A 21,742-nucleotide genomic window follows, 5' to 3' on the forward strand; every position below is an offset into this window, starting at 1 on the left:
TTTTCTTCTCCTCCGCCTACTTAGATGTTTCAGTTCAGCGGGTTTGCCCACCTATCGGTGTACTATGTCTTCAACATAGTGGGTTGCCCCATTCAGGTATTTACGGATCAATGCATGTGTGCTGCTCCCCGTAACTTTTCGCAGCTTATCACGCCTTTCATCGCCTCTGAGAGCCAAGGCATCCCCCATACGCCCTTATTTTGCTTATTGTACCAACATTCATTTAAGAATGCCGTTTTGTTTCGTTTTACTAAATAATTAGTAAAACTGCTTTCTACTTTTTATTATTTCTTATCTCAATATGTCAATGAACTTTTTTCTAAGTGAGTCGTTTTTAGTGAGTAGTGATTAGCCTAAACTAATTACCATTCACTCTTTACTATTCACTACAATAGTGGAGAATAACGGAGTCGAACCGTTGACCTCCTGCGTGCAAGGCAGGCGCTCTAGCCAGCTGAGCTAATCCCCCAATTTAATTATGAATTGTGAATTATGAATTATGAATTGTTGTAATTCGTAATCTTTCAACCCTAGAATTTCCTTTCAATCTGTTTCTATGAACGTCTTTTCAATTTATAATTATCAATTTACAATTAATAATTATTTTGTTGTCTCGGACAGACTCGAACTGTCGACCCCTACATTATCAGTGTAGTACTCTAACCAGCTGAGCTACGAGACACTCTTTTTTCTTTGATTTAAAGATTAAATGATTTAAAGATTGAACCATTCTTGCGAATTTTTTAATCTTTAAATTTTTAAAATTTTAAATCTTTCAATTATTTTTTTAAATTAACAGCAAGAGTAATATAACCTTAAATCTGTAACCAATAGTCTCTTCGTCTTCTTTCTTTAGCGTGTCTTTCAACTAACACTAAAGCTCTAGAAAGGAGGTGTTCCAGCCGCACCTTCCGGTACGGCTACCTTGTTACGACTTAGCCCTAGTTACCAGTTTTACCCTAGGCAGCTCCTTGCGGTCACCGACTTCAGGCACCCCCAGCTTCCATGGCTTGACGGGCGGTGTGTACAAGGCCCGGGAACGTATTCACCGGATCATGGCTGATATCCGATTACTAGCGATTCCAGCTTCACGGAGTCGAGTTGCAGACTCCGATCCGAACTGTGACCGGTTTTGTAGATTCGCTCCTGGTCACCCAGTGGCTGCTCTCTGTACCGGCCATTGTAGCACGTGTGTAGCCCAAGGCGTAAGGGCCGTGATGATTTGACGTCATCCCCACCTTCCTCACAGTTTGCACTGGCAGTCTCGTTAGAGTTCCCGACATGACTCGCTGGCAACTAACAACAGGGGTTGCGCTCGTTATAGGACTTAACCTGACACCTCACGGCACGAGCTGACGACAACCATGCAGCACCTTGTAAATTGTCTTGCGAAAAGTCTGTTTCCAAACCGGTCAATCTACATTTAAGCCTTGGTAAGGTTCCTCGCGTATCATCGAATTAAACCACATGCTCCACCGCTTGTGCGGGCCCCCGTCAATTCCTTTGAGTTTCATTCTTGCGAACGTACTCCCCAGGTGGGATACTTATCACTTTCGCTTAGCCACTGAGATCGCTCCCAACAGCTAGTATCCATCGTTTACGGCGTGGACTACCAGGGTATCTAATCCTGTTCGCTACCCACGCTTTCGTCCATCAGCGTCAATCCATTAGTAGTAACCTGCCTTCGCAATTGGTATTCCATGTAATCTCTAAGCATTTCACCGCTACACTACATATTCTAGTTACTTCCTAATAATTCAAGTCTAGCAGTATCAATGGCCGTTCCACCGTTGAGCGATGGGCTTTCACCACTGACTTACTAAACCGCCTACGGACCCTTTAAACCCAATGATTCCGGATAACGCTTGGATCCTCCGTATTACCGCGGCTGCTGGCACGGAGTTAGCCGATCCTTATTCTCACAGTACCGTCAAGACGCTACACGTAGCGTTGTTTCTTCCTGTGCAAAAGCAGTTTACAATCCATAGGACCGTCATCCTGCACGCGGCATGGCTGGATCAGGCTTGCGCCCATTGTCCAATATTCCTCACTGCTGCCTCCCGTAGGAGTCTGGTCCGTGTCTCAGTACCAGTGTGGGGGATCTCCCTCTCAGGACCCCTACCCATCGTAGCCTTGGTAAGCCGTTACCTTACCAACTAGCTAATGGGACGCATGCTCATCTTTTACCGTTGTGACTTTAATAGTTCAACCATGCGGTTGTACTATACTATGAGGTATTAATCCAAATTTCTCTGGGCTATCCCTCTGTAAAAGGTAGATTGCATACGCGTTACGCACCCGTGCGCCGGTCTCTAATTCCGAAGAACTATACCCCTCGACTTGCATGTGTTAAGCCTGCCGCTAGCGTTCATCCTGAGCCAGGATCAAACTCTTCATCGTATATTGTACGCTTAATTGCTTAAGCTATTATTATGCGACTCCAATTCTAGTGGTCTATTCTCAAATCTTTCGATTCTATTACTCTTATTCTTTTGTTCTAACATCTATGTTAAAACGGCTGTCAATTCAATATGTCTAGGAACGTATTCTTATCGTTTAATCCGCTTTTCGTTGTCTCTCAAAGCGGGTGCAAAACTAACAATTCTTTTTGTAACTGGCAAGAACTTTTTGAAGTTTTTTTGAAAAATATTTTTCTCAGTTTCTTCTCTTTTCTTATCAGCCTCTCAAGGAACGTTGCGCGTTTAGCGGGGTGCAAAAGTAACATACTTTTTTAATTCCCACAAGCTTTTTTTAATCTTTTTTGAAAATAAATCTTCTTTGTGATTTTTATTACTTGTCTCCCGATAGCTATCGGGATTAAAGAACTTAGTCGCTGTTGCGGGTGCAAAAGTAGACCCTTTATCCCTTTAAACAATGACTTTTTTGAGGTTTTTTTGATTTATTTTTTAATCTATTGGTATATTGTGCTTTATACAACCCCTTTTTTATCAAATCCATCGTTCTTACTGAAAATTTTAGGCCCTTTTTACGGTTTTATTACTTTTTGTGCCTTTTAAGAAGGGATTAATACCAGATGTATTGCCCTTTTTACGGCTTGTTAGTACTACTCCTTGTTCCTGGTTGTATTCTCTCGAGATATGGACTGGGTTTTACTAATGGACATTTATCGCTCTTTGGGACGCGGATTTAACGGATTCGCTAATGCGAAGGCACGGAGGAGCGCGGATTTTTATTCCCTTCCTTAATATAATGTGGTTTTTCTAGCTCTGTATTGCTGTGTCCTATTGATAAATACAGTTCTCGCAAAGGCGCGAAGGCGCAAAGAAAAAAGTTCTAAACTTGTCACCTTGGCATCTTGGCTAGAAAAACAAAGCTTAACTCAATCTAATTCGGCGCGGTGGGACGCGGATTTGACGGATTCGCTAATGCGAAGGCGCGGAGGAGCGCGGATTTTTATTCCTTCCTTTATATAGTGGGGCTTTTATAGCTGTATCTTATTATAAAATATAGGTCTCGCAAAGGCGCGAAGGCGCAAAGAAAACAGATCTAAACTTGGCGCCTTGGCGTCTTGGCAAGAAAAACAAAGCTTAACTTAATCTAATTCGGCGCGGTGGGACGCGGATTTTATTGATTCGCTAATGCGAAGGCGCGGAGGAGCGCGGATTTTTATTCCCTCCTTTATATAGTGGGGCTTTTATAGCTGTATCTTATTATAAAATATAGGTCTCGCAAAGGCGCGAAGGCGCAAAGAAAAAAGTTCTAAACTTGTCGCCTTGGCATCTTGGCGAGAAAAACAAAGCTTAACTTAATCTAATTCGGCGCGGTGGGACGCGGATTTTATTGATTCGCTAATGCGAAACCGCAGATGAGCGCGGATTTTAATTCCCTTCCTTAATATAATGTGGTTTTTCTAGCTCTGTATAGCTGTGTCCTATTAACAAACACAGTTCTCGCAAAGGCGCGAAGGCGCAAAGAAAACAGTTCTAAACTTGGCGCCTTGGCGTCTTGGCTAGAAAAACAAAGCTTAACTCAATATAATTAGGCGCGGTGGGAAGCGGATTTGACGGATTCGCTAATGCGAAGGCGTGGATTTTCTTTGTTTCTTCTTTACCTACATATAAGGTGTTGTTTTTTTTACATGAATACGATCTCATGAAAACAGATGTCCTAGGTACTATCTTCAATACCTAATTTATTTTGGTTAATTTTTATATATTTGTTACACCGAGAGGAAGCTTCTTGCGATTATTCACTGGATGTTTACCTTGTGTAGCCTCAATTTTTATGTTGGGGCTATTTTTTGCTATTGTGTCTTCTTCGAAGCCAATTGCCCGAGAGGTCAACTTTTGCTCCTCTTCTTGGATATTTAGCTGATAAATAGCATCGTAAGCTTCATTCTTTTTCCATAAATGATAAATCATTGTCAGTATCTTTTTTTGAACCGCCACATAACTTTTCATTTTTATTCCATGTTTTTCATAGGTTCTATCATATAAATCTTTGAAGGGTTTAACTTTGCATTGAATAACTACCAATGACGGCATATGTAAGGCGCGTCTTATTCTTGAATTCCCTCTTTTTGATATTTTGGTTTTACCAACACGCTTTCCTGATTGTGCTTCAACTACGTCATAACCCGCATAAGACACTAACTGTTTGTAATTCGTAAATAATGTAAAACCGTTGGTTTCAGCCAAAATAGTACTCAATGTTAAAATTCCTAATCCTTTCATTTTCAATATATTTTCAGTCTTGTCATAAACTTCTTTATTAGATTTCAAATGAATCTTTATTTCTTTGTCCAACTCTTTGAGCTGTGTCTCAAATAAAATTATGGTTTGCTCTAATTGATTTGTAACTGAATCCAAATGGTGCATTGCAAAACTCAACGCATCTAATTGGTTTTTTAAAACCGTTTTCAATTCGGTAACATTTTGATGTTGCCTTGTCAACAATCGTAATTCATAGAAAAAGGATCCCATTGGTTGCCATAAATCTAAGCACTGTTCGGCTCCCATTTGTGATAATCCTTTGGCATCAATGCTGTCATTTTTTGATTTGAGCCCAATAGCTTCCAAATATTTTTTTGCTTTATTAGGCAAAATTATAGAAACATCAAATCCTTTCCCAAACAAACAATAAGCACAATTCTCATGATAAATCCCTGTAGCTTCCATGCAAATTACCACAGGAATAGTTTCCTTTTTATGCTTTAAAATCCACTCTTCCAAAGAAGAAAATCCTTTTAATGTGTTAGAAATAATGGTACTTGACTTTACAGTTACCTTTTGTTTTTCATCAATAACACTAATACAAGCATTAATTTTTTTGCTTGAAACGTCTAATCCAACAGAATACTTTAAATTCATAACTCTTTGATTTAGAATCAATAAACAAAATATTACATAAATCTTTGCTCATTTTTTATACAAGATCCAAATTAAATTCTGGTCTTTAAGTACTATTGTGACTCGAAATGTAATAAAAACGAAATGGATTAACCTAATGTCTACAATATCATCAAAAGATGTATTTCGCCCCGATAGAATTTGGCCATTTCGTTTTGCTTATCAATTGTTGTATTTCAAAGATACATTTCATATTTTTAACATAGTCAAAGATATGAGCCCTGATAGTAGTGGAAATCCTTATGAGCCGGTGTTCGGCTTATAAGATTGAAGCGGATAGCAGGTTTAAGCTCCCTATTTTTTGAATTATAATATTAATTGGATTTTATTCTTATATACAGAACAAACCTTATATATCTATTGTATGTGTTTTGTTAATGCTTTATATTTGCATTCTTAAAATATAAAAAACAATGATTAAGATTACTTTGCCCGACGGGTCAGTTAGAGAGTTTGCTCTTGGAGTAACTCCGATGGATGTTGCGAAAAGCATCAGTGAAGGATTTGCCAGAAATGTGATTTCGGCCTCTTTTAATGGTACAACTATTGAAACATCAACACCACTGACGACCGACGGCAGTCTTACATTATACACTTGGAATGATGCTGATGGCAAGAAAGCTTTTTGGCATTCGACTTCGCATGTTATGGCGCAAGTACTTGAGGAGATGTATCCAGGAATACAATTGACTCTTGGACCTGCAATTTCGAACGGATTTTATTATGATGTGGATTTTGGAGATCAAAAGATCTCTGATGCTGATTTTAAGAAAATTGAAGACCGCGTTCTTGAAATTTCAAGAGGAAAACACGAATTTAAATTACGTCCTGTTTCTAAAGCAGAAGCATTAGAAATATACAAAGACAATATTTATAAAACAGAATTAATCTCTAATCTAGAAGACGGAACAATCACTTTTTGTGATCATTCTACTTTTACCGATTTGTGTCGTGGAGGTCATATTCCTAATACTGGAATTATCAAAGCAATGAAAGTGATGAGTGTTGCCGGCGCTTACTGGAGAGGTGACGAGAAAAACAAACAGTTGACTCGTGTTTACGGCACCTCTTTCCCTAAACAAAAAGATTTAACTGAATACTTAGAATTACTGGAAGAAGCGAAACGACGTGATCACAGAAAACTAGGAAAGGAATTAGAATTGTTTGCTTTTTCACAAAAAGTGGGAGCAGGTTTACCATTATGGTTGCCAAAAGGAGCTGCTTTGAGAGATCGATTGGAGCAGTTTTTGAAAAAAGCACAGAAAAAAGGGGGTTACGAACAAGTGGTTACTCCACATATTGGCCAAAAAGAACTGTATGTTACTTCTGGTCACTATGCGAAATATGGAGCAGACAGTTTTCAGCCTATAAGTACTCCTGCCGAAGGGGAAGAATTTCTATTGAAACCGATGAATTGTCCTCATCACTGTGAAATCTACAATGTAAGACCTTGGTCCTACAAAGATTTACCAAAGCGATATGCTGAATTTGGTACAGTTTACAGATACGAACAAAGCGGTGAATTACATGGATTAACTCGTGTACGTGGGTTTACTCAGGATGATGCTCATATTTTTTGTACTCCGGAACAATTGGACGAAGAGTTTAAAAAAGTAATTGACTTGGTGCTTTATGTATTTGGTTCATTAGGTTTTGAAGACTTTACTGCCCAAATTTCTTTAAGAGACAAAGAAAACAGAGATAAATACATTGGTTCTGATGAAAACTGGGAAAAAGCAGAAAATGCAATTATAAATGCGGCTGCCGACAAAGGATTGAATACCGTTGTCGAATACGGAGAAGCTGCTTTCTACGGTCCTAAATTGGATTTCATGGTAAAGGACGCATTAGGCAGACAATGGCAACTAGGAACGATACAGGTGGATTACAATTTACCAGAGCGTTTTGAACTAACTTATAAAGGATCTGACAATGAATTACATAGACCTGTGATGATTCACAGAGCTCCATTTGGATCAATGGAACGATTCATTGCCATTTTATTGGAACACACAGCAGGAAATTTCCCTCTTTGGTTAATGCCTGAGCAGGCAATTATACTGTCTTTGAGTGAGAAATATGAAAATTATGCTAAAAAAGTTTTAAATCTGCTAGAAAATCACGAAATTCGCGCCCTAATTGACAACAGAAGCGAGACGATAGGGAAGAAAATTAGAGATGCAGAAATGCAGAAGATCCCATTCATGCTGATCGTAGGTGAGGAAGAAGAGAAAAATGGCACCATTTCTATCCGTCGTCATGGTCAAGAAGGAAAAGGCAATATCAGCGTTACAATAGAGGAATTTGCTTCAATTGTTGACGAGGAAATCAAAAAAACATTAAAAGTATTTACAGTTTAACTTAAATTATAAAGTCATAGCAATAAGAAGCAACAGAGGTTATCAACCTCGCGTAGAAAAAAAGGATGCACACAGAATAAATAATCTTATTCGTGGTGTACAAGAAGTAAGACTTGTGGGTGAAAACATAGAGCCTGGAGTTTTTAAACTTGCAGAAGCTTTAAGATTAGCTGACCAATTTGAATTGGATTTAGTTGAGATTTCACCAAACGCAGAGCCGCCAGTTTGTAAAATCATGGATTACAAGAAATTTGTTTACGAACAAAAGAAACGTGATAAGGTACTGAAAGCCAAATCTACTCAAGTGGTAGTAAAAGAAATACGTTTTGGTCCTCAAACTGATGAGCATGATTACGAATTTAAGAGAAAGAATGCTGAAAAATTCCTAAAAGAAGGAGCTAAATTAAAAGCTTTTGTATTCTTTAAGGGGCGTTCTATTATCTATAAAGATCAAGGGCAAATCTTATTATTAAGATTGGCAACTGACCTAGAAGAATTTGGTAAAGTAGAAGCTATGCCCGTTCTTGAAGGAAAGAGAATGATTATGTTTATTGCTCCTAAGAAAAAGAAGTAATCAGTTTGAAGTCTCAGTTTTCAGTTACTCACTGTGACATGCAAACTGAATAAAAAATAAGTAAGTAAGAATAAATTAAAACACTAGGAAAAAATGCCTAAAATGAAAACCAAATCTAGCGCCAAGAAACGTTTTAAAGTTACTGGTTCTGGAAAGATTAAGAGAAAGCATGCTTTTAAAAGTCACATCTTGACTAAAAAATCTAAAAAACGTAAATTAGCTTTGACTCACTCAGCGCTAGTTCACTCAACAGATATGAAAAGCATCAAACAACAATTAAGAATTATATAATTAGTATTAAGATTTGAGAATTAAGCAATTAAGACTTGAATCCTAAAAAATTAAATTCTTTGGGTTAAAAACAATTTCAATAACCTTGGAGTATGGCCATTAAGTTCCTTTGATTCAATTCAGGACGCCTGCTACAAAAAAACAATAAAATTATGCCAAGATCGGTAAATTCAGTTGCAAAAAGAGCAAGAAGAAAAAAAATAATGAAGCAAGCCAAAGGTTTCTTTGGTAGACGTAAAAACGTTTGGACAGTTGCTAAGAATGCGGTAGAGAAAGCAATGTGCTACGCTTACCGTGACAGAAAAGTGAATAAAAGAAATTTCCGTGCATTATGGATTCAACGTATTAACGCTGGAGCTAGATTGGAAGGAATGTCTTATTCTCAATTCATGGGTAAAGTAAAAGCTAACGGAATCGAATTGAACCGTAAAGTTCTTGCAGATTTAGCAATGAATCACCCAGAAGCTTTCAAAGCAGTACTTAATAAAGTAAAATAAACGTTTTATAAACTCAATTTAGGATTACTTACTTAAAAAAAACCCATTCGTTCAAGCGAATGGGTTTTTTGATTTTATTTGAAAATTGTATAATTACAAAACTAAAAAAGGCGCTATAATACCGAAACTCAACAAACCAGTATTATAATCTTTCACATCAAAGGCTTTTTCTGCATAGCTAGAATAGTTGAATTTTCTAGCTACATATCCTAAATAAAAGTTCATATTGAAATTTTTAAAAGGTGAATATTGAATCGTTGGAATAATCCCGTAGCTATTTGACAATTTTGAACTACCATTTGGATCTGGATTATCATTCCAATAATGTTTATTTGACATAAGGGTCAAAAGCAAATTAATTTTTGGGGTCACCAAATACTCTGCCCTAATCCAATTGCCCATGTAAACTGCTTTTTGGGCGGCATATTGGTATTTACTATCAATAATTCCTGAAATAATTCCTTTTCGATCTAATCCTTCAATACTGTATTGAAAATCATAATACAAGAGAAAATTTCTAGCTTTAAATTTATTTCCGAGTGCAATATAATTCATATGTGCTCCTTGTGCTTCATTGAAAAAACTATAACTATAGGTCGTTTCAATTTTTCCATTAAAGAAACTACTTCTCCAGTTTACCACAGCAGCTAAAGGAAATTCTGAAGGCTTTAAGTTAGGAGGTGAAGATGCGCCATATTGTTCTTCATACGTTTTGGTTCGAGAATTTAAAATTTGAAAAGAAATCGAATTTTTTTTATCTTCAAAAGTATGTGCTATACCAGCACCAACCAAAAAATTATCAGAATTTTCAATAATATCATTATAGGCTAAAATATCAATTGGATTTAAATCAAATTCCCAGCCACCCCAATCTGCACATAACTTGCCAAGAGTGAAATTGGTAGTTGGAGATAAATCTATTGTAACGAAAGCTATATCAACTGCTCTGCTTATATTATCAAGATTTCCAGGTATAGGCTCTCTATTATATCTATTACGGAATCTAAAATATACTTTATCATGAATCTTTCCTTTAATTTCAAATCTAAATTGATTAACATTAAAACTTGAAAGAACATGATTTCCATCTAAAAAATTACTATCAAAAGCGAAACGAGTATTAAAAATCACATCGGTATCGCTAAATAACGATTCTTTGGAAACAAAAAAAAGTGATTTAATTGAATCTGTTTCAAACTGATTTCCTTCATTTGTTTGTTTTTCCATTTGGCCATTAGTATCATCCTGCCCTATTACATTACTTGGTAAAAAAAACATTATAGCGTACATAAAATATTTTTTCATATTTTTTTATTTAAGGTTTTATAAAATAATTGAGCCAAGCAAGAATCCCAATGCTATAGCGATACCAATTGCTACTATTCCAGGCGCTAAGAAACTATGATTAACAACAAGTTTTCCTATTTTTGTACTTCCGGTTCTATCAAAGTTTATAGCGGCCAATAAAGTAGGATAACCCGGTAAAACAAAATCGCTATTTACTGCTGGGAAAATAGCAATTAAAGCTGTTGGAGGCAAGCCCAATGCAATACCCAGTGGCATCATTGTTTTAGTTGTTGCTGCCTGACTAAACATCAATACCCCCATTACAAAGACTGCTATTGCAAATGTCCAAGGGTGAGTTGAAACAATTCCTTTCAAAGCATCTTGAATGATATCATTATTAGTGTGCATAAAAGTAGAACTCATCCAAACTACACCAAATACGGAAACCACAGCAGAAGCCATAGAGGTAAACAAGCTGGCTTTGGTAACTTCAGCAGTACTCGTTTTAGTAATTAGCATCATTGCCGCAGAGGCCGTAAGTGTTATTACACTTATAATCGTTACCATGGATAAAGAACCGTTAGCGGTAACAGCAAGCGATTTGACACCAGGCTCAAAACTAGGAACTATACTTGGAAAAGCTCCTGCAATAACAATTAAAATAATTGCAAAAGCAAAAATTAAAACTGAAGTTTTGGCACCTGTTTTTAAAGGAATATTATTTCCAACAGTATCAAATTCCATACTTTTTGCAAAATTAGGATCTTTCATTTTTTCAATAAAAAAAGGATCATCATTTAGTTCCAATCCTTTTTTAAAAATAGAAAAGCAACCAATAAGCAAACCAATAATACAAGAAGGAATACAAATCATCATAACATCAATTAACGCACCTGAGTACCCCAAAATCACTACTAATGCAGCAGTAGCTGCACTCATTGGACTACCTGTTAAAGCGAGATGAGATGCAATAACAGAAACACTTAAAGGACGTTCTGGGCGAATTCTTTTCTTTGCAGAAACCTCAGCAATAATTGGTAATAAAGAATAAACAATATGTGCCGTTCCCGCAAATAAACATAAAAAGTACACCGTAAATGGCGCAATAAATGTGATATTTGATGGATTACTTCTAATTATTTTTTCGGCTAGATTTACCAAATAATCTAATCCCCCAGACGCTTGTAAGGTTGCAGCGGTCGTCACTATTGCCATAATAATTAACATGACATCTAGAGGTGGATCAGTAGGTTTCATTTTGAATACAAATAGAAAAATAAACAAACCTACCATCCCCATTACCCCCAAACCTATACCTTTCATTTGAGATCCAATAAGAATCATTCCAATAAGAATAGCAAATTCAAACCAAATCATAACAGGATTATTTAGATTAAAAAAGGAAATCTATTTAAAATTAATATTCAAAGAAATTTTGTTGAATTTTGATTTTGTCTGATGTTTCAGTTAACGATAACATTAATAAGACTCTAGCTTTTTGTGCGCTTAAATCATCTGCAACAACAAATCCGAGGCCTGCATCATCTACTTCATTTTCCAAAGTTGTTCTTCCAGATCCTGTTCTATTGGATCGACAAACCAAAATTCCTTTTTTAGAAGCTTCCGCTAAAGCTTTTCCAACTGGTTCATTAAAATTTCCATTTCCCATTCCTGCATAGACGAGACCTTTTATAGGTGAGTTTGACAAACATGTTACAGTAAGAGGGCTTGCATCTGCATAACCATAAACAATCTCTACTTGAGGTAATGTTGTCAATTTTGAGACATCAAACTTTTTTGAAGGATTTCTTAAGGATTGATAATAGTAATTTACTTTACCATCATAAATCAACCCAATAGGACCATAATTACGAGATAGAAAAGTTTCTAAATTGGTAGAACTTGATTTCGTAACATCTCTAGGATCAAATATTTTCTCATTCATAGCAACAACAACACCTTTACCTTGACTTCTAGGACTTGCAGCAACCATTACAGCATCCAATAAATTTCTATTTCCATCTTGACTCATTGCTGTAGAAGGCCTCATTGCACCAACTATTACCACTGGTTTGTCTGACATTATAGTCAAGTCTAAAAAATAAGCAGTTTCCTCTTGAGTATCAGTTCCATGAGTCACTACAACAGCATCTGCTAAATTTTCCTTAAATATTTGATTGATTCGATTTGATAACTTCAGCCAAGTAACCACATTCATATCTTGGCTTCCAATTGATGCTACTTGTTCACCAGTAATCTTTCCATAATTATGTATTTGTGGCACTGCACTTAACAAATCATCAATAGGTACTTTCCCAGCTGTATAAGCCGCTTTAGTTGCTGATTCCCCAGAACCAGCAATAGTTCCACCTGTAGCTAAAATTATTATTCTTGGAGAAGTTTTAGCTGATTTATCTTGAGCTTGAACATGTAAAACTGAAAAAGAAATTAAAAATATCAAAATTGCTTTTTTCATGATATCTAAATTTAAGTTTAAAAAATATATTTTATAAATTATACTTAAGAAGTAATAAACCTAGGATTGATTAAATTTTCAATAGAATAAACTTCATTCCATTTTTCTTGAGTTATTAGTTTTCGCTCTAAAACCGCAATTTGATGTACACTTTTACCTGTTTTCAGAGCTTCACCTGCGATGCTGGCACTTTCTTCGTATCCTAAAATTGGGTTTAATTGCGTTACAATTCCAATACTATTCATCACTAAATTATAACAATGTTGCTCATTTGCAGTAATTCCATTTATACATTTATCGATCAAAGTCTGTATGGCTTTTGTCAAATAATCCAGTGAAGTAAACATAGCGAAAGCAATAACAGGTTCCATAACATTAAGTTGCAATTGACCCGCTTCAGCCGCCATAGTGACAGTTAAATCTTGTCCAATAACATAAAAACAGGTTTGATTGACCACCTCAGGAATTACAGGGTTGACTTTACCTGGCATAATTGAAGAACCTGGTTGACGCGCTGGCAAGTTGATTTCATTGAATCCTGTACGTGGTCCTGAACTTAATAGCCTCAAATCGTTACAAATTTTTGAAACTTTTACTGCTGTTCTTTTCATAGTTCCCATAATTTGAACATACGCTCCCGTATCTACAGTGGCTTCAATAAGATCTGGAGATAATGTCAAAGGAATACCTGCTTCTTTGGCTAAATAATTCACACAAATTTCTGGATATTTCTCAGGTGCATTTACTCTAGTGCCAATAGCTGTCGCTCCCATATTGATTTCTAATACTAGACTTTGTGCGTCTCGCAATCGTTTGATATCTTCTCCAATAGTTGTGGCATAGGAATGAAATTCTTGTCCTAAAGTCATTGGAACTGCATCTTGCAATTGAGTTCGTCCCATTTTTAAAACCTTGTTAAATTCATTTCCTTTGGCTGCAAAAGCAACTTCTAGATTTTCTAAACTACTAATAAAAGAATCCATTTTTAGATATAGTGCAATTCTAAAAGCTGAAGGATAAGCATCATTAGTAGATTGTGAACAGTTTACATGATTGTTTGGATGTAAAAATTTATATTCTCCTTTTTTGTGACCTAAATATTCCAATCCAATATTGGCAATTACTTCATTAGCATTCATATTTACGGAAGTACCAGCACCACCTTGAATTAAATCACTAACAAATTCTTGGTCAAATTTACCAGCAATGACCTGATCACTACCATAACATATTGCTTCGGCAATTTTAGCATCAATAGCCCCGCAATCCTTATTGGCTAGAGCTGCAGCTTTTTTCACATACCCCAGCGCTTTTATAAACAATGGCTCTTTTGAGATTGGAATCCCCGTGATATTAAAATTTTCTACTGCTCTAAAGGTTTGTATACCGTAATACAAATGATTAGGTATCTCTAATTCACCTAGAAAATCATGTTCTTTTCTTGTTGCTTCCATAATTACGTTTTTATTTTTTTATATGACTTTAATTTCGATAAAAATAATAAATTATACCGTATAATTGTAATTTTAAAAGTTATATTTATTTTTTGTAATTAAAATTTAATAAATATTACTTCGTGTTTAAATATAAATAACACAAAATTAACTCATCATTAAAACCAAAATTGAACCCGAGTCCCTGTTCGGTTTTGCCATTCAGGGATTGAAAGTATTCCGCTCTTTCTTCCAATAATTTTATCTTCAATAATTTTGGAGCGATTGAAGTTAAAAAAAAAGACAAATGAAATTATACCTATTTGATAGAAAACAGGTATATTATTTATAAAACGAGACATTTCAATATATTCACCAGGGAGTTTATTTATAGCTTTTGCGGCTGTACCAATAAGTTCAGTTTCTGAGAATGCGCCAGCAAGAAGCCCAGCTGCAGTGACTATATCATAATTCAAAACTTTGGATGTTCCAAAAGATAGGAACAAACAAGAAACACAAATAACTAAAATAAGAATTAACTTATGAAAAGCATTTTTCTTTAGCCTTTGATAAGATTTTGGCCCTACTTCAAACACAATAGCAAAAAGGAAAAGATCAAAAAAAATGACTTTTACAATCGAAGGAACTGTGATATCCAATTGACTTATTAAAACTCCTGCTAATAATGTTCCAAGGACAACACCAATTTTGATAGTAACAATCTTGATGTGTCCAAATATAAATCCCAACGCTAAAGTTAAAAAAACCACCAATTCAGGATATTCTTGTAAAATATGAGCTAATTTTTCCATTACTAAGTAATAAATTAATAACAAAATTCAACAAACATATACTATCTAAAAAAGGGGGCTCTATTTTAAATTAACATTAAAGTTACTGTTTAAACAAATAGGACTATCTAAAAACGTTGTTTTTTTTTAATAATTCAAATTGAATAGAAAAACACCATAACACTCCTTTATGTGATTTTAAACAATGAGTACTGGTTATTTATATCTTGGAACATACATTTTACTATTTATAAAATCACTAATACTTGAAGGAGTTTCGACTCCAGCCAAACCAGATTTAAAAATTTCTTCAGCTACTTTTTCGGCAACTTTAACAGATACTTTCAAAATATCTGCCACATTTGGATAAATTAATCCTTTTTCAAAATCAGCAAAAGTCACTTGTTCCGCCACAGCTTCTGCGGCAGTTAATAATAAATCGTCTGTAACTCTTTTGAGTTCTGTGGCAAAAATTGCAAGGCCCAAAGCTGGAAAAATAAAGACATTATTTCCTTGTCCGGGTGTAAAAATTTTATCTTTATACTTTACTGGAGCAAATGGGCTACCGCTAGCAAAAATCGCTTTTCCTTTGCTCCAAAAATAAGCTTCTTCAGCAGTACATTCAGAATGAGAAGTTGGATTTGAATATGGAAAAATTATTGGTCTCTCATTTACTAAACACATATTTTCTATAACCTGTTGATTAAAAGCTCCCCCAACAGTACTAACCCCTACAATTGCTGTGGGACGAACTTTTAAAATTGCTTCAGCAAAATCACTACAAGCATCTGCACTATGAGCAAACTGAAGTTGATGTTCAGCTAAATCTGTACGGCTTTTCACCAATAAACCATTAACATCAAACATCCAAATTTGACTTAAAGCCTCGTCTCTAGTCAAACCATCCCTTTGAAACTTTTTGACCAACATATCTGCTATACCAAAAGCAGCAGCTCCTGCTCCCAAAAATAAAAAGCGTTGTTCTTTAAACGTTTTATCCATTAACCTACTTATAGAAATAAATCCAGCAGTCGCTATAGCAGCCGTTCCTTGTATATCATCATTAAAAGTACAAACTTTTTCTTTATAGGTATTTAGAATACGAATGGCATCAACACCTGGAAAATCCTCCCATTGAATGCACACTTTTGGAAAAACTTCATTCATAGCTTGAACAAATTCAGCCACAAAATCATCAAACTCTTTTCCTCTAATTCTTTTACATTTTAATCCAGGGTACAATGGGTCATTAAGAAATTCTACATTATTAGTCCCTACATCCAATACAATAGGTAATGTACATTCTGGAGGAACTCCTCCACAACTGGTGTATAATATTAGTTTTCCAATTGGAATACCTAAACCAAAAATACCTAAATCACCTAGTCCTAGAATACGACCGCCATCTGTTACGACGGTAAATCGGACATCTTTTTCGGGCCAATTTTTAAGTATTTCTTTAATGTGGTTTTTTTGCGTAATCGAAATATATAAGCCTCTGGGTCTTCGAGCTACTTGTCCAAATTTTTGACAAGCTTCTCCAACTGTTGGTGTATATACTAAAGGAAGAAATTTTGCAGGTTCACTTGTTACTGTTTTAAAAAACAAAGTTTCATTGTTTTCTAATAATTGCATCAGAAAAACGTATTTGTTTATCGGTTTTTCAAAGTTTTCAAGCTGTTCTTGTACCCGCATTATTTGCGTGTCAATGGTCTCAACTGCTTCTGGTAGCAATCCTTGCAAACCATATCGCTCTCTTTCTTCTAGTGTAAAAGCAGTTCCTTTATTAAATCTTGGATTGCGCAATAACGAATAGCCTGTAATGTCTTCCATTGTATGTTGTTTTATAAATTGTTCCTTAATTAATTCAACTTAAAATCTTTAAACCTTAACTAACAAAAGCTTTTAAAATCCCCACAATAAAAAAAGTACTAAAAATAATTTCTAAAATTTTATTTTAGTATAAAAATACAACATCCGCAATACAAATTAGCTACAGTAACAACTTCATTATTCGTCGCCCGAATGATGCTCTGGAGTTTTTGGAGCACTATGTTTTATTACGGAATTCAGATAAAAAAACAAACGCAACGTATGATTCATATCGTACTGATAACCGGAATATTTTTGTTGATACACATTCATGTATCCAAAGTCATAACTTAATTTTGAATTGATATTTTGTCTAATTCCGATAAACAAACGGTTTTGATCAAACGTATTATAAACTACTTCTTTCCCAAAATGTATTAATATTTCATCTGACAAAACCAAAGAAGGCAATTTTTTATTGCTAAAAACTGGAATAGTAAAACTTGCCAAATACCGAACCCTATCCGTAAAGCGATTCTTCCCGGTTGGTTCATCATTTACTATTTTTTCTTGCCAACGTTGTTCGTTTCTCAGTCTTTGGAGTATACTTACCTTTCCAACTTTTGTAATCAATTGTGCTTGTTGATAGATTCTATTTTCGTCAGCATATGTGGACCAACCGTCTTTTGTAGGAGCTAACCACATATGTGCATAACCTGTGACTAAAGTTACTGAAGAATTGGGAAAATATGCTACCCCACCTCTTAAAAAATAAAAATTATTACTATCAAAAAGTTCATTTTCACGAATATGGGCATCTGCAACTACTCCCCAATGTTCACTCAATTTTGTAACGGTGTTTATGGAAACCCAGGTTTGTATTTGTTCGTTTATAACTTTTTTTGGAGTTGTTTGACTAAACATCAAAACGGGTAATACTAAAGCTAAAATTTTAAGTGCATTTTTCAAAATAGAGACGTTTTAAATTTAAAGATAAATTTGTATTAAAATTGGTTAAATTATTTTTTTAATCCAAATAATAATCGGTTAATAATCTATAAAAATAGCATTCCTTTTACTTTATAAATATGATTTTTATCAGCAAATGAATTCATTTAAAAAATTCATTTAAATTTAAAAAAACGGCAGAAACAATAGGCTACAAAAACATTTATCATCTGATAAAACAATCTTTTACTGCTGCTTTAAAGCATCCTTTTCAATAGACTTCCTCAAACTCTCACTCTCTTTTTAACTGAAAATCAGTTTTATAATTATTTCACCATTATTAGAAAGAGATACATCCAAGAAAATCAAACACAAACTGTGCAATTGTGTAGGACTTGGATTCATCAAAATACTAGTAACATCTTCAATTTTGTTCTTTTCATATTGAGTTCTAATAGCCCTCTTCTATTCATCGAAAGTAATTTTACTCCTATCATTTACTGGAATTATTTAATATTAAACGGAAACCATGGGAATTACCGGAATTTCATTGAAATCATTAAGCTGAAACGACATTCCTTTGCTTCAGAATTAGTTCTTGTTCTATTTTGCGATAAGAACAAATATACAAAACTAGCTCTAAATAAAGTATTACTAAACAGTGTATTACGTTTATTCGGGAAGTATAAATAATACTAAACTGTTTTAGCACACTACACTTCCCACAAGCAAAAAAACAAACTTTTTTAATGGCTCTCCTATTCAGGCAACGATTCGACTTTTAAATCGAACAGCCCAACCTATACCAAATTTTTAAATCCAATAAAATGAAAAGAATATTTATAGTATCGTGTTTTATAATTACAAGTGTAAAGAAGCAATCTTGCATCAATGACGATGTGGAGAGAACTCCAAAAACTCAAAAGCAACAAGTTAGTGCTGATGTACCAATAGATTAATATAGTAGTCAAACGCTTACTTCACCTCCTAAATCATAAGGTTTAAAATATTAATTCAGATATTCTACTATCTTAATTAATTTGAGTATTTTCGGGAAATGATAGCAAAAAAGTTATATTTCCCGAATTTTTATTTATTCCTAATATTGCTATTTGCAATAAGTTCTTGTTCCAAAAAACAATCCATTCCTAAAGAAAAGAAAATAAATGCAACATATCAAATCTACATTGATTATGCCGAAAAATATTTTGCAAATTCACAATACAACAGCGCTTTTTTTTATTATAATAAATCAAAATTAACTTGTAATCCATCTGATGATAAAGCAAAAATTATTTATTCATTACTAAAGATGGCTACAATAGAACAAATACAGGGTGATTATGCCAGTAGCGAAACCACTGCAACCGAAGTAATTCCTTTTTTCGACAAAACGACAGACGGTCAATACAAAGTTGCTATTTATAATATTTTAGGCAATAACTATAAAAATCTTTTTGATTATAATAATGCTATTTATTATTACAATCTAGCTCTTAATTTATCCAAAGATGAATTACCAAAAGCAATCCTTAAAAACAATATTGCCGTTGTTTATATGGAAAAGCTAAATTATCAACTTGCCATACCTATTCTTACTCCTTTACTATCCAAAAAAGAAGTCATAGACAATGATGAAAATCATGCTCGCATTCTTGACAATTTAGGCTTTTCGTATTTCAAAACTGGAAACTACCAAAAAGGCTTAGATTATATCAATCAAGCTTTAAAAATTAGAGAACAAATAAAAGATGATTTTGCAATAACAACATCCTATTACCACTTATCTGAGTTTTACCATAAAACCAATCCTGTTTTATCCTATCATTATGCGCAATTATCCTATGCTAAGGCTACCAAAGTAAATAATGTAAATGACCGCTTGGAATCTCTAGAGTTATTAATTCAAAATAGCCCTGGAAATCAATCCAAAAAATTCACAACAAACTACCTCCGAATCAATGACAGCCTCAATCAAGCAAGACAAAAAGCGAAAAATCAATTTGCTAAAATAAAGTACGATTCCACCAAAGAAAAAAACGAAAACCTAGTGCTAAAAGCCCAGAAAGCAGAAAATGCTTTGGAACTGGAACAACATAAAAACAGAAATTATATCGCTTATTTTTTCATATTTACGGGGATTCTATTTTCTATTTCTTTGTACTATTATTTAAAAAACAAAAGCAAAAAAGAACAACAAGAAGCTGTTTATAATAGTGAAACTCGAATATCCAAAAAACTGCATGACGAATTAGCCAATGATGTGTACCAAACAATGGCTTTTGCAGAAACCCAAGATTTACAAAATCCGATAAAAAAAGAAACGCTACTAGGTAATCTTGATAAAATATACACTCTAACCCGAAACATTTCGAGAGAAAACAGTAAAATAGAAACGGGTTCCAAGTTTGAAGAAGAACTAAAACAAATGATATCTGGTTTTAGCAACAATCAAGTCCAGATAATTATAAAAGATAATGGCGATATTAATTGGTTAAAAATCCAGCCCGAAACGAAAATTGCGATTCACAGAGTGATACAGGAACTGATGGTTAACATGAAAAAACACAGCCAGTGTTCTTTTGCTGTTATCCGTTTTGAATCGAATGAAAAATCCATTGAAATCAGTTATTCAGACAATGGAATTGGAATAAAAGATTCTTTAATTTTAAAAAATGGACTCTCCAATGTGGAAAACCGTATTCATACCATCAATGGAACTATTACTTTTGACTCCGAAACTGCCAAAGGTTTTAAAGCTAAAATAACAATAACCAAATAATTACTGATTATGTTCAAAAAAGTTTTGATAGTAGATGACATCGATTTTAATGATATTGCAACAGTAAAAGTGCTTGAAGAACTTGAAGTTCCAGAAATTGCATTTGCCAAATACTGCGATGATGCTTTATTAAAAATCAAAAAAGCTTACAAAGACAATGAACCTTTTGAGTTGTTGATATCTGATTTATCATTTAAAGTTGATTACAGAGTAAACACGCTCAACTCTGGCGAAGAATTAATAGCAGCAGTAAAACAATTATTTCCCGAAATAAAAATTATTGCCTTTTCTATCGAAGACAAATCATATCGTATAAAATCGTTATTTGACAAATACAACATCAACGGTTTTGTCATGAAAGGTCGTAACACTATCCCTGAGCTTAAAAAAGCGATTGAAGTTGTTTATGAAGGCAAACAAAAATACTTGTCACCGGAACTAAACTATATACTTCAGGACAAAACCGTCAATGAAATAGATAATTATGACATCCAACTGATTAAATATCTTTCTATAGGTGTGACTCAAGAAAATATGGAAGCCTCTTTTAAAGAAGCTGGAATTTCTCCAAACAGTAAAAGCACGATCGAAAAACGCCTCAATAAACTCAAAATATACTTCAAAGCAAACAATCCCACTCATCTTGTGGCTATTGCAAAAGACTTGGGACTGGTTTAGAAACGTTTCCTTTCAAAGCGTGAATTCTGTTTTAAAAAATCAATTCCTTTTACGGTTTTCCGTAAAAAAGATTTTACTAAAGATTTTATGTTTGCAACTATATTTCAAATCAAATGCAAACAAAAAATTCTGTTAAACCTACCGTTTCAAAATATAATATCAAAAAGAAAAATAACTTAGGAATTGTAACTCCCAAAGTGAATTCATTTTTAAAACATTTATCCAAAAATATTTATTATTTAAACAGCATCATTCTATCCATCGGATTTATGACAAGTGTCTTCATTTTGGGAATAGCCAATTATTTTGATTCTGTCAATTGGAGAGTTTCGTGTGTTCCTTTAATATTCGCTTTTTTACTGACTTTCCTTCTGAGTGTTTTAAAATATAGATTCAAAAAAATTTAAACCTTAATTCCGCATTTGAAATCTAGTGTCTCTTGAT

Annotated in this window: 16 protein-coding genes, 2 tRNA genes and 2 rRNA genes (1 of these 20 running past the window's edge); 8 read left to right on the forward strand and 12 right to left on the reverse strand. The window is 34.3% G+C overall.

The window, feature by feature from the left end; all coding sequences use genetic code 11:
• The 5 genes from OZP06_RS02160 to OZP06_RS02180 form a co-directional block, all read right to left on the reverse strand.
• Nucleotides 1-210, reverse strand: a 23S ribosomal RNA gene (locus tag OZP06_RS02160); it reaches 2,679 nt to the left of the window's first position.
• A 185-nt stretch (nt 211-395) separates the two neighbouring features.
• Nucleotides 396-469, reverse strand: a tRNA-Ala gene (locus OZP06_RS02165).
• 139 nt (nt 470-608) lie between these two features.
• Nucleotides 609-682, reverse strand: a tRNA-Ile gene (locus tag OZP06_RS02170).
• Nucleotides 683-886: 204 nt separating this feature from the next.
• Nucleotides 887-2,400: ribosomal RNA gene (locus tag OZP06_RS02175) — 16S ribosomal RNA — on the reverse strand.
• Together the 16S and 23S rRNA genes with 2 tRNA genes alongside form the textbook arrangement of a ribosomal RNA operon.
• A gap of 1,769 nt (nt 2,401-4,169) precedes the next feature.
• Nucleotides 4,170-5,330, reverse strand: coding sequence for an IS110 family transposase (locus OZP06_RS02180; protein WP_269222240.1), 1,161 nt, complete (start codon nt 5,328-5,330; stop codon nt 4,170-4,172).
• A gap of 136 nt (nt 5,331-5,466) precedes the next feature.
• Between OZP06_RS02180 and OZP06_RS02185 the strand changes: the two genes are divergently transcribed.
• From OZP06_RS02185 to rplT, 5 genes are all read left to right on the forward strand, one after another.
• Nucleotides 5,467-5,634: a hypothetical protein gene (locus OZP06_RS02185; protein ID WP_269223489.1), complete on the forward strand. Its 168-nt coding sequence runs from the start codon at nt 5,467-5,469 to the stop codon at nt 5,632-5,634.
• Between the two features lie 148 nt (nt 5,635-5,782).
• Nucleotides 5,783-7,729, forward strand: coding sequence for a threonine--tRNA ligase (gene thrS / locus OZP06_RS02190; protein ID WP_281239131.1), 1,947 nt, complete (start codon nt 5,783-5,785; stop codon nt 7,727-7,729).
• Between the two features lie 76 nt (nt 7,730-7,805).
• Nucleotides 7,806-8,303 carry a translation initiation factor IF-3 gene (infC, locus tag OZP06_RS02195; RefSeq protein ID WP_217875830.1) on the forward strand — a complete coding sequence of 166 codons (498 nt, stop codon included), beginning with the start codon at nt 7,806-7,808 and terminating at the stop codon, nt 8,301-8,303.
• Nucleotides 8,304-8,396: 93 nt separating this feature from the next.
• The gene (gene rpmI / locus OZP06_RS02200; RefSeq protein WP_007810722.1) at nt 8,397-8,594 is read left to right on the forward strand and encodes a 50S ribosomal protein L35; all 198 of its coding nucleotides are present in this window, start codon (nt 8,397-8,399) and stop codon (nt 8,592-8,594) included.
• Between the two features lie 152 nt (nt 8,595-8,746).
• Nucleotides 8,747-9,091: a 50S ribosomal protein L20 gene (gene rplT, locus OZP06_RS02205; RefSeq protein ID WP_035633036.1), complete on the forward strand. Its 345-nt coding sequence runs from the start codon at nt 8,747-8,749 to the stop codon at nt 9,089-9,091.
• Nucleotides 9,092-9,184: 93 nt separating this feature from the next.
• Here rplT and OZP06_RS02210 read toward each other — a convergent pair whose 3' ends face one another.
• From OZP06_RS02210 to OZP06_RS02240, 7 genes are all read right to left on the reverse strand, one after another.
• Nucleotides 9,185-10,396 (reverse strand): porin, encoded by a 1,212-nt coding sequence (locus tag OZP06_RS02210; protein WP_281324177.1) that lies wholly within the window; start codon nt 10,394-10,396, stop codon nt 9,185-9,187.
• Between the two features lie 18 nt (nt 10,397-10,414).
• A complete protein-coding gene (locus tag OZP06_RS02215) occupies nt 10,415-11,755 on the reverse strand; it encodes an anaerobic C4-dicarboxylate transporter (RefSeq protein ID WP_269223492.1) in 1,341 nt (446 codons plus the stop codon).
• 40 nt (nt 11,756-11,795) lie between these two features.
• Complete coding sequence (locus OZP06_RS02220) at nt 11,796-12,854, reverse strand: type II asparaginase (protein ID WP_269223493.1); 1,059 nt, start codon at nt 12,852-12,854, stop codon at nt 11,796-11,798.
• Nucleotides 12,855-12,898: 44 nt separating this feature from the next.
• Nucleotides 12,899-14,308: an aspartate ammonia-lyase gene (gene aspA / locus OZP06_RS02225; protein WP_269223494.1), complete on the reverse strand. Its 1,410-nt coding sequence runs from the start codon at nt 14,306-14,308 to the stop codon at nt 12,899-12,901.
• A gap of 158 nt (nt 14,309-14,466) precedes the next feature.
• Nucleotides 14,467-15,099, reverse strand: coding sequence for a hypothetical protein (locus OZP06_RS02230; RefSeq protein WP_281324178.1), 633 nt, complete (start codon nt 15,097-15,099; stop codon nt 14,467-14,469).
• Nucleotides 15,100-15,294: 195 nt separating this feature from the next.
• Entirely contained in the window at nt 15,295-16,911 is a 1,617-nt protein-coding gene (locus tag OZP06_RS02235) for an NAD-dependent malic enzyme (RefSeq protein WP_269223497.1), read from the reverse strand.
• A gap of 177 nt (nt 16,912-17,088) precedes the next feature.
• Entirely contained in the window at nt 17,089-17,859 is a 771-nt protein-coding gene (locus tag OZP06_RS02240; protein ID WP_269223498.1) for a DUF2490 domain-containing protein, read from the reverse strand.
• 1,084 nt (nt 17,860-18,943) lie between these two features.
• Here OZP06_RS02240 and OZP06_RS02245 point away from each other — a divergent pair.
• The 3 genes from OZP06_RS02245 (at nt 18,944) to OZP06_RS02255 (ending at nt 21,705) form a co-directional block, all read left to right on the forward strand.
• On the forward strand, nt 18,944-20,620 hold the full coding sequence (locus OZP06_RS02245) for a tetratricopeptide repeat protein (RefSeq protein WP_281324179.1): 1,677 nt from the start codon (nt 18,944-18,946) through the stop codon (nt 20,618-20,620).
• Nucleotides 20,621-20,629: 9 nt separating this feature from the next.
• On the forward strand, nt 20,630-21,298 hold the full coding sequence (locus OZP06_RS02250) for a response regulator (RefSeq protein WP_281324180.1): 669 nt from the start codon (nt 20,630-20,632) through the stop codon (nt 21,296-21,298).
• Nucleotides 21,299-21,411: 113 nt separating this feature from the next.
• Nucleotides 21,412-21,705 (forward strand): hypothetical protein, encoded by a 294-nt coding sequence (locus OZP06_RS02255; protein ID WP_269223502.1) that lies wholly within the window; start codon nt 21,412-21,414, stop codon nt 21,703-21,705.
• Nucleotides 21,706-21,742: the final 37 nt, after the last annotated feature.

Source organism: Flavobacterium sp. IMCC34518 (assembly GCF_027111095.2).
GTDB lineage: Bacteria > Bacteroidota > Bacteroidia > Flavobacteriales > Flavobacteriaceae > Flavobacterium > Flavobacterium praedii.